At 72.6% G+C, this 12892-nt stretch carries 10 protein-coding genes; 2 read left to right on the forward strand and 8 right to left on the reverse strand.

Features of this window, described 5'->3' with window-relative positions; translation table 11 throughout:
- Window positions 1-21: 21 nt before the first annotated feature.
- Together ACFZAM_RS19435 and lepA are read right to left on the reverse strand one after the other, a co-directional pair.
- Window positions 22-1905 carry an AMP-dependent synthetase/ligase gene (locus ACFZAM_RS19435; protein WP_355348869.1) on the reverse strand — a complete coding sequence of 628 codons (1884 nt, stop codon included), beginning with the start codon at window positions 1903-1905 and terminating at the stop codon, window positions 22-24.
- A gap of 174 nt (window positions 1906-2079) precedes the next feature.
- Window positions 2080-3951 (reverse strand): translation elongation factor 4, encoded by a 1872-nt coding sequence (gene lepA, locus ACFZAM_RS19440; RefSeq protein ID WP_355348872.1) that lies wholly within the window; start codon window positions 3949-3951, stop codon window positions 2080-2082.
- A gap of 251 nt (window positions 3952-4202) precedes the next feature.
- Here lepA and rpsT point away from each other — a divergent pair, with 251 nt between their 5' ends.
- Window positions 4203-4463: a 30S ribosomal protein S20 gene (gene rpsT, locus ACFZAM_RS19445; protein ID WP_188280821.1), complete on the forward strand. Its 261-nt coding sequence runs from the start codon at window positions 4203-4205 to the stop codon at window positions 4461-4463.
- A gap of 284 nt (window positions 4464-4747) precedes the next feature.
- Here the strand turns inward: rpsT and holA are convergent, their stop codons facing one another.
- Window positions 4748-5734, reverse strand: coding sequence for a DNA polymerase III subunit delta (gene holA / locus ACFZAM_RS19450; protein WP_391047531.1), 987 nt, complete (start codon window positions 5732-5734; stop codon window positions 4748-4750).
- A 60-nt stretch (window positions 5735-5794) separates the two neighbouring features.
- Here holA and ACFZAM_RS19455 point away from each other — a divergent pair, with 60 nt between their 5' ends.
- Window positions 5795-6034 (forward strand): hypothetical protein, encoded by a 240-nt coding sequence (locus ACFZAM_RS19455; protein ID WP_391047534.1) that lies wholly within the window; start codon window positions 5795-5797, stop codon window positions 6032-6034.
- Between the two features lie 75 nt (window positions 6035-6109).
- Here ACFZAM_RS19455 and ACFZAM_RS19460 read toward each other — a convergent pair whose 3' ends face one another.
- From ACFZAM_RS19460 to ACFZAM_RS19480, 5 genes are all read right to left on the reverse strand, one after another.
- Window positions 6110-7414, reverse strand: a complete 1305-nt coding sequence (locus ACFZAM_RS19460; protein ID WP_355348882.1) for an MFS transporter — start codon at window positions 7412-7414, stop codon at window positions 6110-6112.
- A complete protein-coding gene (locus ACFZAM_RS19465; protein ID WP_391047537.1) occupies window positions 7411-8043 on the reverse strand; it encodes a helix-turn-helix domain-containing protein in 633 nt (210 codons plus the stop codon). The genes ACFZAM_RS19460 and ACFZAM_RS19465 overlap by 4 nt, the downstream gene beginning before the upstream one ends.
- Window positions 8044-8101: 58 nt before the next feature.
- Window positions 8102-10615: a ComEC/Rec2 family competence protein gene (locus ACFZAM_RS19470; protein ID WP_391047539.1), complete on the reverse strand. Its 2514-nt coding sequence runs from the start codon at window positions 10613-10615 to the stop codon at window positions 8102-8104.
- Complete coding sequence (locus tag ACFZAM_RS19475; protein ID WP_391047541.1) at window positions 10612-11595, reverse strand: helix-hairpin-helix domain-containing protein; 984 nt, start codon at window positions 11593-11595, stop codon at window positions 10612-10614. Before ACFZAM_RS19475 ends, ACFZAM_RS19470 begins: the two co-directional genes overlap by 4 nt.
- 246 nt (window positions 11596-11841) lie before the next feature.
- Window positions 11842-12687 carry a DegV family protein gene (locus tag ACFZAM_RS19480; protein ID WP_355348894.1) on the reverse strand — a complete coding sequence of 282 codons (846 nt, stop codon included), beginning with the start codon at window positions 12685-12687 and terminating at the stop codon, window positions 11842-11844.
- Window positions 12688-12892: the final 205 nt, after the last annotated feature.

Raw genomic sequence — 12892 nt, forward strand, 5'->3', positions numbered from 1 at the left:
CTGCGCGCCGCTCGCGGGGGCTTACGCCTCGCGCGCTCCGGCGTACATCTCCTCGATCAGCGGGGCGAATTCGCGCTCGACGACCGGGCGCTTGAGCTTCAGGCTCGGGGTGAGGTCGCCGTGCTCGATGTCGAGGTCGCGGGGCAGGACGCGGAATTCGCGGATCTGCTGCCAGCGCTGGAGGTTGTCGTTGACGCGCTGGACGTAGCCGGCGATGAGTTCGCGGACCTCGTCGGTGCCGACGACATCGGCGTAGGAGCGGCCTTCGAGGCCGTGCTCCGCGGCCCAGACGAGGATGGTGGGCTCGTCGAGGGCGAGCAGCGCCGTACAGAAATTCCGGCCGCCGCCGACGACCAGGACGTTGCTGACGAAGGGGCACACCGCCTTGAACTGTCCCTCGACCTCGGCGGGCGCGATGTACTTGCCGCCCGAGGTCTTGATCAGGTCCTTCTTGCGGTCGGTGATCTTCAAGAAGCCGTCGGGCGACAGTTCGCCGATGTCGCCGGTGTGGAACCAGCCGTCGGACTCCAGCACCTCGGCGGTCTTCTCGGGCAGCCCGTGGTAGCCCTGCATGATGCCGGGGCCGCGCAGCAGGATCTCGCCGTCCTCGGCGATCCGGACCTCCAGGCCGGGCAGCGCCTTGCCGACGGTGCCGGTGCGGTAGGACTCGCCGGGGTTGACGAAGCTGGCGGCGCTGGACTCGGTGAGGCCGTAGCCCTCCAGGATGTGGATTCCGGCGCCGGAGAAGAAGTAGCCGATCTCGGGGGCGAGCGCGGCCGAGCCGGACACGCAGGCGCGCAGCTTCCCGCCGAACGCCTCGCGGATCTTGGCGTAGACGAGCTTGTCGGCGATCGCGTGCTTGGTGCGCAGGCCGACCGGCACGGTCGGGACGCCGGTCAGCCGCATGCTGTTCTGCGCGGCCTTGGCGTACTCGCGGGCGACCTCGGCCGCCCACAGGAAGATCTTGTACTTGGCGCCGCCGCCCGCCCTGGCCTTGGCGGCGACCCCGTTGTAGACCTTCTCGAAGATCCTCGGCACGGCGGCCATGTAGGTCGGCTGGACGACCGGCAGATTCTCGATGATCTTGTCGACGCGGCCGTCGACGGCGGTGACGTGGCCGACGGTGATGTGCCCGGCGGTCAGCACCTTGCCGAAGACGTGCGCGAGGGGCAGCCACAGGTACTGCACGTCGTTCTCGTCGAGCAGCCCGATCGCCTCGATGGCGCGCGCCATGTACGCCCAGCAGTCCTGCGGCAGCCGGACGCCCTTGGGGCGGCCCGTGGTGCCGGAGGTGTAGATGAGGGTGGCGAGCTGGTCCTTGGTGATGGCGGCGACGGCGTCGGTGACGGCGGCCGGGTGCCGCTCCAGGTAGGCGGCACCGCGCTTGATCAGCTCGTCGAGCGACAGCACCCAGCCGTCGCCGTCCGTGTCGGCCGCCCCGGCCGCGTCCATGACCACGACATGCGTCAGCTCGGGCAGCTCGGCGCGGCGCTCGCGGGCCTTGGCGAGCTGCGCCGCGTTCTCCGCGATCAGGACGCGGCTGCCGGAGTCGGCGAGGATGAACGCGGTCTCGTCGGCGTTGGTGCTCGGGTAGACGGTGGTGGTGGCCGCGCCCGCGCACAGGATGCCCAGGTCGGCGAGGATCCAGTCGACCGAGGTGTTGGACGAGATCGCCACCCGCTCCTCGGGCCGGATGCCGAGGTCCATCAGGCCGGCGGCGATGGCGTAGACCCGCTCGGCGGCGGCGCCCCAGGTGAGCGCCTGCCAGGTGTCGGGGCCCTGGCCGCTCTCGGACGGGACGGGGAAGCGGTACGCCTCCGCGTCGGGGGTCGCCGTCACGCGCTCCAGAAAGAGCGTCGCCACGGAGGGCGGCCGATTCTCGATCAACGTCTGTGTGTCGGTCACGACAACCTCCGGGCCCGCGCCTGTGTTCTTAACTCACCAGTAACCTACGTCGGATCAGGGTAGAGGGCCGACGCCCGGCGCGTAAGAGGGGAAGGCCCGCCGGTTGCCCCGGATGCCCCGTTCGCCTCATCCCCTGCCGCTTCGGCCCCGGACCCCGCCCCTCACCTGCTTCTTCTACTTCTTCGCCTTCGACTCGCCCTCGGAGTCGGTCGACAGGACGGCGATGAACGCCTCCTGCGGCACCTCCACGTTGCCGACCATCTTCATCCGCTTCTTGCCTTCCTTCTGCTTCTCCAGCAGCTTGCGCTTACGCGAGATGTCACCGCCGTAGCACTTGGCCAGCACGTCCTTGCGGATGGCGCGGACGGTCTCGCGGGCGATCACGCGGGCGCCGATGGCGGCCTGGATCGGCACCTCGAAGTTCTGCCGCGGGATCAGCTCGCGCAGCTTGGCCACCAGCCGGACGCCGTACGCGTACGCCTTGTCCTTGTGGGTGATCGCGGAGAAGGCGTCCACCTTGTCGCCGTGGAGCAGGATGTCGACCTTGACCAGGTCGGCGCTCTGCTCGCCGGTGGGCTCGTAGTCGAGCGAGGCGTAGCCGCGGGTCTTGGACTTCAGGTTGTCGAAGAAGTCGAAGACGATCTCGGCCAGCGGCAGGGTGTAGCGGATCTCGACCCGGTCCTCGGAGAGGTAGTCCATGCCGAGCAGCGAGCCGCGCCGGTTCTGGCACAGCTCCATGATCGCGCCGATGAACTCGGTGGGCGCCAGCACCGTCGCCCTGACCACCGGCTCGTAGACCTCGGCGATCTTGCCCTCGGGGAACTCGCTGGGGTTGGTGACCGTGTGCTCGGTGCGGTCCTCCATGACGACGCGGTAGACCACGTTGGGCGCGGTCGCGATCAGGTCGAGGCCGAATTCGCGCTCCAGGCGCTCGCGGATCACGTCGAGGTGCAGCAGGCCGAGGAAGCCGACGCGGAAGCCGAAGCCGAGGGCGGCGGACGTCTCCGGCTCGTAGACCAGCGCCGCGTCGTTGAGCTGGAGCTTGTCCAGCGCCTCGCGCAGCTCGGGGTAGTCGGAGCCGTCCAGCGGGTAGAGGCCGGAGAACACCATGGGCTTGGGGTCCTTGTAGCCGCCCAGCGCCTCGGTCGCGCCGCGGTTCAAGGTGGTGATGGTGTCACCGACCTTGGACTGCCGTACGTCCTTCACACCCGTGATCAGATAGCCGACCTCGCCGACGCCGAGGCCGTCGTGCGGCTTCATCTCGGGCGACGAGACACCGATCTCCAGCAGCTCGTGGGTGGCGCCGGTGGACATCATCTTGATCCGCTCACGCTTGGTGAGCTGGCCGTCGATGACACGGACGTAGGTGACCACGCCCCGGTAGGAGTCGTAGACCGAGTCGAAGATCATCGCGCGGGCGGGCGCGTCGGCGACGCCGACCGGCGGCGGCACGTCCTGGACCACCCGGTCGAGCAGCGCGTCCACGCCGACGCCGGTCTTCGCCGAGACCTTGAGCACATCGGAGGGGTCGCAGCCGATGAGGTTGGCCAGCTCCTCGGAGAACTTCTCCGGCTGGGCGGCCGGCAGGTCGATCTTGTTCAGCACGGGAACGATCGTCAGGTCGTTCTCCATCGCCAGGTAGAGGTTGGCGAGGGTCTGCGCCTCGATGCCCTGCGCCGCGTCGACCAGCAGGACCGTGCCCTCGCAGGCGGCCAGCGACCGCGAGACCTCGTAGGTGAAGTCGACGTGGCCCGGGGTGTCGATCATGTTCAGGATGTGCGTGCTGCCGGTGCCGTCGCCCGTGGTCGGCGCCCAGGGCAGCCGGACGGCCTGCGACTTGATCGTGATGCCCCGCTCGCGCTCGATGTCCATCCGGTCGAGGTACTGGGCGCGCATCTGGCGTGCGTCGACGACGCCGGTGAGCTGGAGCATCCGGTCGGCGAGGGTGGACTTGCCGTGGTCGATGTGCGCGATGATGCAGAAGTTGCGGATCAACGCCGGGTCGGTACGGCTCGGCTCCGGCACATGGGAAGGGGTCGCGGGCACGCAGGGTCCATTTTCTCGGGTCGGGCGGGCTGGTTGCTCGGGGCGAGCGGGGCTGGCGTAAGGGCTATCGTCCCATGGTTGCGGCACCGGCACCGGTTTGGGCCGTCCTGTGAACGGCTGGTAGCCTGGAGCACTGTGCCTCGTGCCCTCTAACCCGAGGCATCTGCTCGTTTCAGTACCAAGCGGCAAACCCCGAGCAGCACACCCCAAGCAGCAACCCAAGTATCAATCGAACCTGAGAAGGCTCTTTCGTGGCGAACATCAAGTCCCAGATCAAGCGGAACAAGACCAACGAGAAGGCGCGCCTGCGCAACAAGGCCGTCAAGTCCGAGCTGAAGACCGCGATCCGTCGCACCCGCGAGGCCGTGGCCGCCGGTGACGCCGAGAAGGCCACCGAGGCCGCTCGTCTCGCCGCCAAGAAGCTCGACAAGGCCGTCAGCAAGGGCGTCATCCACAAGAACCAGGCCGCCAACAAGAAGTCGGCGCTGGCTCAGTCGGTCTCCGCTCTCTGATCTCCGCTCTTTCGATTCATCGCGGGCAACCGGACCCAGCGGCCCCTCTACCGCCCGGACCCGCACTTCGCACCACCGCGGTCGCGCACGATCTGCGTTCGCCACGCGGGCGCGACCGCACCCAGTGAGAGCACTGACGTGAACCGCCCGTCCGGGAGTCCCGGACGGGCGGTTCTGTTGTCCGAGGGCCGCTGTCGGAGGGGTGCTGTCGGAGGGGTGCTGCCGCTCCACGAGGGTCGCTGTCCGAGGGCCGCTGTCCGAGGGGCGCGCGGTCCGGTCTCCGGTCAGGAGCGGGCGCGGGACGCCTGGGCGATGGTGACGACGGCCTTCTCCAGGGCGTAGGCGGGGTCGGCGCTGCCGCCCTTGACGGCGGCGTCGGCCTCGGCGACGGCCCGCAGGGCGGTCGAGACGCCGTCCGCGGACCAGCCGCGGATCTGCTGCCTGACCCGGTCGATCTTCCACGGCGGCATGCCGAGGTCCCTGGCGAGCTGGCCGGGGTTGGCGCCGCGCGGCGCGGAGGCGAGCTTGCCGATGGCGCGGACGCCGGAAGCCAGCGCGAAGGTGATGCCGGGCAGCGGCTGGCCGACGGACAGCGCCCAGCGCAGCCGCTCCAGCGCCTCCGCGGTACGGCCGGTGACGGCGAGGTCGGCGACCTCGAAGCCGGTGGCCTCGGCGCGGCCGGTGTAGTAGCGGGCGACCACGGCCGCGTCGATGGTGCCTTCGATGTCGGCGACGAGCTGCGCGCAGGCGCTCGCCAGCTCCCGCAGGTCGCTGCCGATCGAGTCGACCAGGGCCTGGGTGGCCTCGGGCGTCGCGGAGCGGCCCAGCGTACGGAACTCGCCGCGCACGAACGCCAGCCGGTCCGCGGGCTTCGTCATCTTCGGGCAGGCCACCTCGCGCGCCCCGGCCTTGCGCGCCGCGTCCAGCAGCGCCTTGCCCTTGGCGCCGCCCGCGTGCAGCAGGACCAGCGTGATCTCCTCGACGGGCGCGGCCAGATACGCCTTGACGTCCTTGACCGTGTCCGCCGACAGGTCCTGCGCGTTGCGCACCACCACGACCTTGCGCTCGGCGAACAGCGACGGGCTGGTCAGCTCCGCCAGCGTGCCCGGCTGGAGCGCCTCGGGGGCCAGGTCCCGCACATCGGTGTCCGCGTCGGCCGCGCGGGCCGCCATGATCACCTCGCGCACGGCGCGGTCGAGCAGCAGGTCCTCCTGGCCCACGGCGAGCGTGAGCGGAGCGAGCGGGTCGTCTGAAGCAGTCTTCCTGGCCATCGCCGCCCAGCATCCCACGGGGGTCGGACATCGCCGCACCGCGTCGGGGACACTGGTGCGGTGAGCGACGTACGACATGTGCTGGTGCTGCCCGACCGCGACGCCGCGGAGGAGGTCGCCGAGCTGCTGACCGCGCGCTTCGCCCTGCGCGAGGAACCGCACCTGGTCCGGGACGCCCTCGCGGGCGAGGACGACGCCGAGGACGCCCAGTGGCTGGTGGTCGTCGAGGACAGCGACGCCCGTCTCGACACGTCGGCGCTGGACGCGCTGGCCGCGCAGTTCGAGGGCTGGCTGGAGTAGCGGGGCGGGGTACGCGGGGCGGGGTACGCGGGGCGGCGTGCGCGGGACGGCCTGCGCGGGGCGGCCTGCGCGGGCCTACGTCGCTGCCGCCGTCTTCCGATCCGCCGCCGCTTCCGTCTCCGCTTGCGCTTCCGCCGCCGGGTCGGGCTCCTCGTCGGGGAGTTCGCGTATGCGCGGTATCGGCGAGGGCAGCAGCCACAGCACGCTGAGCAGGCCGCCGACGGTGGCGATCCACAGCGTCGGGCGCAGTCCGATCGCGCTGCCGAGGGTGCCGCCGACGAGCGCGCCGAGCGGGCGGACACCGTAGTTGACGGTGCGGAAGGCGCCGCTGACCCGTGAGCGCAGGGCGTCGGGTATGACGGCGCTCTGCAAGGAGCCGCTGGCGATGTCGAGCAGCATCAGGCCGAAGCCGGAGGCGAATTCAGCGGCGAAGAAGGCGGCGAGCAGCATCGGTGTCGGCCCGGTCGCCAACGGGATCAGGATCAGCGGCGCGGGGAACCCTATGAATCCCAGGACCAGGGTCGGCCCGACCCCGATCGACCGGGCGATCCGTCCGGTGAGCACCGCGCCGATCACGCTGCCGACCGCACCGGCCCCGATGGCCATGCCCAACAGCCCCGCGTTCAGGCCGAGCTGTTCGACGGCGTAGAGGATCACCAGGGTGTGGAAGACGAAGTTGAAGAAGTTCACTGTCGCAGCCGCCGCCGCGAGCGGGCGCAGCACGCGGGAGCGGACGATGAAGCGCAGCCCCGCCGTGAAGTGCCCTTTGCGCGGCGGCGCGGCCGGTGGTTCCACCGGGTCTATCCGCGCGAGCAGCACGGCCGAGACCAGATACGAGCAGGCGTCGGCGAGCAGCGCGAGCGGTGCGGCGAGCACCTGCACGAGCAGGCCGCCGACACTGGGGCCCGCCACGAACGAGAAGGCCCGGCTGCCGCTGGTCAGCGAATTGCCCCGCACATACTCCTCGGGGCGCACCAGCGACACGAACAGCGTGGCGTTGCAGACGTCGAAGACGACGGCGAGCGTGCCGACGGCGAAGGCGACCGCGTAGAGCTGCGCCAGGGTGAGCACCCCGAGGGCGTAACCCACCGGGAGCGAGACCATCAGGGCCGCCCTCAGCAGGTCGACGGCGATCATGGTCTGCCTGCGGCGACCGCGTCGGTCGGCCCAGGCCCCGGCCGGGAGCGAGAACAGCAGCGCAGGCAGCAGACCCGCCATCGACAGCCAGCCCATCTGAGCCGCGTCGGCGTGCAGCACGAGGACGGCGGCGAGCGGAATGGCCAAAAAGGTGATCTGGTCACCGAGCAGCGAGACGGTCTGGCCCGTCCAGTACCGCCGGAAGGGGCGCTGCCTGAGCAGTTCCGGCACCACGGCGCTCACCTCTCCTCGGGGTCGGGTTCCGGAGGGCGGCCGTCCTCGGGGTGCTCGGGGTGCTCGGGGTCGACGTAGCCAATCTGGAGGTAGGGCACCCGCCGGGCGCCCTCGGGGCGGCGGGCCGGGTCGTTGATCCGCTCGGCGTACCGGGCCAGGAGCGCGTCGATCTCCTCGCCGAGCGCGGTCAGTTCGTCGGGCGTCACATACAGGGACGTGTCCGTGAAGCGCTCGGCCTCCTGCCATTTCCGGGGCAGTGCGCCGCGCGTCTCGATGGCCCGCGTCATCCGGTGGAAGTAGTTCTCGGCGACGGCTACCGTCAGCGCCTCGGCCGCCGACGCGACCGCCGTGTCCTCGGAGTAGCCGGGCCAACTCGTGAACTCGGCCGTCGCCCGCCACGGCTTCTCCCGCCCGGGTCCTGGCGGTGCCTCCTCCACCAGGCCGTATTTGGCGAGTATCCGCAGGTGGTACGAGCAACTGGCGACGGATTCGCCGGTCAGCTCCGCCGCCCGCGTCGCCGTGAACGGCCCCTCGCGGCGGAGCAGCCCGACGAGCGACATCCGCGTGGGGTGCGCGTAGGCGCGCAGGGCGCGCGGGTCGGTGAGCTGGACCTTGGACTCCATCGGCTTGTCCTCCATGTATCTAAAGCTATCTTTAGAAAGCTTCCCTTACAAGCACTCCTTTACAAAGAATCCTTTACATCCCTGCCCCCTTCCCGGCCACGGTCGTCCGCAGCTCCCCCCGCCCGTCCTCGGCCACCGCGATCGACCCGTCGGTGTCCGTCCGCAGCACCACCGCCCCCAGCGCCCGCAGCGCCGCGACCGTCCGGGCCGCCGGATGACCGTAGGGGTTGTCCGCGCCGACCGAGATCACCGCGAGCCGCGGCCGCACCCGGTCGAACAGCTCCTTGTCCTGATACGCCGAACCGTGGTGCGCCACCTTCAGGACATCGACCCGCGGCAGATCCGGCGCCTGCGCCAACAGCCGCTCCTGCGCGGCCGGTTCCAGGTCGCCCATCAGCAGCAGCGTCAGACCGCCGGTGCGGACCAGCAGCGCCACACTGGCGTCGTTCGGCCCGTTGTCGGGCAGCGCCGCCGCACTGGGCGGCGGCCACAGCACCCGCCACTCCAGCGGGCCGAGACCGCGCCGCTCCCCCGCCGCCGCGAGCACCATCGGCACCCCGGCCGCCGCCGCTTCCCGCCGTACGGCCACGGCCTGCCGCGGCGGCTCGCCCAGCACCGTCGTCTCGATCGCGCCCACCCTGCGGCCCCGCAGCACCCCCGGCAGACCGTCCACGTGGTCGGCGTGGAAGTGCGTCAGGATCAGCAGCGGCACGGAGGTGACGCGCAGGTCGCGCAGGCAGCGGTCGACCTTGTCCGGCTCTGGCCCCGCGTCCACCACGACCGCCGCGCCCGGACCCGCCGACAGCGCCAGGGCGTCGCCCTGCCCGACGTCGCACATCGCGAACCGCCAGCCGCCCGGCGGCCAGCCCGCCACGAACCTCGGCAGCTCCACCGGCCGCACCAGCGCGAGCAGCAGCAGGAACGCGCACACCACGCACAGCCACGGCCTGCGCCGCAGCACCCCGCCGCCGACCACGACGGCCGCCGTCAGCACCGCCAGCAGCGCCGCGCCCGCCCAGCCGCCCGGCCAGGCGACCTCGGCGCCCGGCAGCGCGGCGCCGTGCCGGGCCACCGCCGCGATCCAGCCGGTCGGCCAGCCCGCGAGCCACGCCAGCGCGCGGGCGGCGGGCAACGCGACTGGGGCGAGCGCCAGTGCCCCGAACCCGAGGACCGTGGCCGGACCCACCGCCGGTTCCGCCAGCAGATTGCACGGCACCGCGACCAGGCTGAGGCGAGCCGACAGCAGCACGATCACCGGGCCGCACACCGCCTGCGCGGCCCCCGCCGCCGCCAGCGCCTCCGCCAGCCTCGGCGGCACCCCCCTGGCCCGTAACGCCTCGCTCCAGCGGGGCGCCAGCGTCAACAGCGCGCCCGTGGCGAGCACCGACAGCGCGAAGCCGTAGGAGCGGGCCAGCTCCGGCTCGTACAGCACCAGCAGCAGCACCGCCGCGGCCAGCGCCGGGAGCAGGGACCGGCGGCGGCCGGTGCCGATGGCCAGCAGCGTGATCAGCCCGCAGGCGGCGGCCCGCAACACGCTCGGGTCCGGTCGGCAGACCAGTACGAATCCGAGCGTCAGGCCCGTGCCGAGCAGCGCCGTCAGCCGGAGCGGCAGCCCCAAGGAGGCGGCCAGGCCGCGTCGTTCGGCCCTGATCGCCACACCCGGCGGTCCGATCAGCAGGATCAGGACGATCGTGAGGTTGCCTCCGGAGACGGCCGTGAGGTGGGTGAGGTCGGTGGCCCGGAAGGCGGCCTTCAGGTCGGGTGTGAGGCCCGTGGTGTCGCCCACGACCAGCCCCGGCAGCAGCGCTCTGGCGTCCGCGGGCAGTGGGCGGCTCGCCTCCCGCAGGCCCGCGCGGAGTCGGCCCGCGACGCGCTGCGGCAGGCTCGGCGGTGCCAGGACGCGGGGCGGTCCCTGCGCCTTGAGCAGGGCGGCGGCCCTGTCCCCCGGCCGGTCCGCCGGGGCCAGCCGGGCCGTGACCGCGATCGTCGTGGACGGCAGCAGCTTCAGCCACCGCCCGACGTCCCCCTCGGCCAGCACCACCACCGGCGTCCGGACGCGCGTGCCGCCGACCCGTAACGCCTCTCCCCCGACGACGGCCGTCCGTGGCGCCTGTGCGGCTCCCCGGACCCGTGGGCGGGCCTCCGTCGGGTCGCCTGTCACCCGCAGCTCGACCTCCGCCACCGCCCCGCGCTCGGCCATCCCCGCCACCGGCCCCCGATACCGGTCCGCCTCCCCGAGCACGGCCGCGCCCGCCCCCACCGCCCCGCACAGCACCACCGCCGCCAGCGCCGCCCCCAACTCCCGCCGCCCGCCGCCCCTCACGCCTGCCGCCACCAACAGCGCCGCGCCCGCGAGGAGCGCCGCCAGCACCACCCCGATCCCGACGCGCGTCCCCAGCCCCGGCCCGACCGCCGCCCCGCCCCACGCCGCGACCGCGGGGCCCACCAACCGCCAGTCCGGCGGCCCCTCCTGCCGTGGGTTCGCGGCCCCGAGCCGCGAAGCCGCCGCCGCGTGCACAGCGGCCCGCTCGCTCGCCGCGGGTCCAGCGCCCTCCGGGTCGTCGCTGCCGGGCACGGGGCGGGTCATGGGTGGACCAGGGGCTTGAGGGTGGTGAATTTGCGGTCACCGATGCCGGGGACTTGGCGCAGTTGGTCGACGGAGGTGAAGGAGCCGTGCTGGGTGCGGAAGTCGAGGATGTGCTGGGCGAGGACGGGGCCGACGCCGGGCAGGGCGTCGAGTTGGGCGGCGGTGGCGGAGTTGAGGCTGACCGGGGAGCCGGGGGCGGCGGCGGGGTCGCCGGGATCGGCCGGGGCACCGGGGGCCGGGGCGATGCCGACCAGGATCTGTTCGCCGTCGGTGAGGGGGCGGGCGAGGTTGAGGGTGCCGGTGTCCGTGCCGGGGAGGGCGCCGCCGGCGGCGGAGAGGGCGTCGGCGACGCGCGAGCCGGAAGGAAGCCGCCGTAGCCCCGGCTTGGCGACCTTGCCCGCGATGTCCACGGTGAGCTTCGGCGCGGGGGTGGTCGTGGCCGCCGACGCCATGGCCGAGGCGCCCATGGCCGTCAGCGGCCTCCCCGACGACGACAGCGGCGGCGGCACCGCGATCGTCCGGGGGCGGCCCGCCACGAAGTGCTGCACCGCGAGGCCACCCGCGATGACCAGTACGGCCACCAACGCCAGCACCGTCTTGAACTCCAGCCCGCAGCGGACGAAGAGCCAGGTGCGCAGGCGTCGTACCCGACCGGTCGGTTCCTCGGCCGCCGCGGGCCGCTCGGACAGAGGCAGCGGCAGCGGCAGCGGCAGCGGCTCAGGCGAGGACTTGGCCGAGGGCTCAAGCGTGGACTCAGGCGTGGGCTTAGGCGTGGACTCAGGCGTGGGCGCAGGCGTGGACTCAGGCGACGGCCCCGACCGTTCCGGTGGTTCCGACCGCGCCCCCGGCGGCCCTTCCCGCGCGCCGCGCTCCACCGCCGTACCGAACAGCGCGGCGGCGCGTTCGCGCACCTCGGCCGGGTCGGGGCCGGACTTTCGTCGCGGACGGATGGCGGTGCGGATCGGTTCCAGAGAGTTCATGGGTCCGATGCTGGACCCGATCACCGCCGATAGATGATCTTGGTCTGAATCTGTGGACAACTCGGCGATTGTGGATAACTCCGTCACCCGTGAGGGTGATTCAGGCCCCCGGCCGACGGCCCCGCCGACCGCTCACACCGCGCGCACCTCGCAGGCCACGCACCTCGCAGGCCGCGCACAGCGCTCACACCGCGCAGGTCGCCCACGCCGCCGAAGCCCCATGCCCCCAACGGGCACCCACCCCGCTCAGTGCGGCGAGATGACGACCCCGAGCAGCCCCGGCCCGGTGTGCGCGCCGATCACCGCGCCCACCTCGCTGACCACCAGGTCGTCGAGGCCCGGCACCCGCTCCCGCAGCCGGTCCGCGAGGGCCGCCGCGCGGTCGGCGGAGGCGAGGTGGTGGACGGCGAGGGTCACCCGGCGGGTGCCCGCCTGCTCGACGACGATCTCCTCCAGCCGGGTGATCGCCTTGGAGGCCGTCCTGACCTTCTCCATCAGCTCGATCCGGCCGTCGACGAGGCGCAGCAGCGGCTTCACGGCGAGAGCGGAACCGAACAGCGCCTGGGCGGCGCCGATCCGGCCGCCCCGGCGCAGATAGTCGAGCGTGTCGACGTAGAAGTACGCGGAGGTGGCGTCGGCCCGCTTCTCGGCGGCGGCGACGATGTCGTCCGGGGTGCCGCCCGCTTCCGCCGTCTCGGCCGCCGCGAGGACGGTGAAGCCGAGCGCCATCGCGACCATTCCGGTGTCGACCACCCGCACCGGTACCGCCGCCTCCTTCGCCGCGAGCAGCGCCGCGTCGTAGGTGCCGGAGAACTCGCCGGACAGGTGGAGCGAGACGATCGCCTCCGCGCCCGCGTCCGCGACGGCCTCGTAGACGGCGGCGAATTCGGCCGGGGACGGGCGGGAGGTGGTGACCGGATGTCGCCGCTGGAGGGCTCGTGCCACGGCGGGGGCGGAGATTTCGGTGCCCTCTTCGAGGGCTTCGTCGCCGATGACCACGGTGAGCGGCACGACGGAGATGTTGTGCCGGCGCACGGCCTCGGGGTGGAGGTAGGCCGTGGAATCCGTGACGATGGCGACATGCGGGGACATGACGGGGAGGTTACCGGTGCGCAGGTCGGGGCGGTACTCGGGCCCTCACTGCCGGGCGGGCCGGTCTCCCCCGGCTGCCGCCGGGAAGTGCCCCACAAACGCCTGACGGGCTGATGGTTCGCTTCTGGTACCCAGCCCCAGCCCCGCCCCAGCCCCGGGGCCCGCCCGCACACGCCGGACGGGCTGACACGTCGCCTCTGGCACC

It is taken from the genome of Streptomyces sp. NPDC008079, assembly GCF_042957385.1.
In the GTDB taxonomy this organism is placed as follows: domain Bacteria; phylum Actinomycetota; class Actinomycetes; order Streptomycetales; family Streptomycetaceae; genus Actinacidiphila.

What these genes read in the sequence shown, in the direction of transcription:
- ACFZAM_RS19480 (WP_355348894.1), bottom strand. Translation starts at nt 12,687, where the DNA reads ATGTCCCCGCATGTCGCCATCGTCACGGATTCCACGGCCTACCTCCAC.
- ACFZAM_RS19470 (WP_391047539.1), bottom strand. Translation starts at nt 10,615, where the DNA reads ATGACCCGCCCCGTGCCCGGCAGCGACGACCCGGAGGGCGCTGGACCC.
- ACFZAM_RS19475 (WP_391047541.1), bottom strand. Translation starts at nt 11,595, where the DNA reads ATGAACTCTCTGGAACCGATCCGCACCGCCATCCGTCCGCGACGAAAG.
- holA (WP_391047531.1), bottom strand. Translation starts at nt 5,734, where the DNA reads ATGGCCAGGAAGACTGCTTCAGACGACCCGCTCGCTCCGCTCACGCTC.
- ACFZAM_RS19465 (WP_391047537.1), bottom strand. Translation starts at nt 8,043, where the DNA reads ATGGAGGACAAGCCGATGGAGTCCAAGGTCCAGCTCACCGACCCGCGC.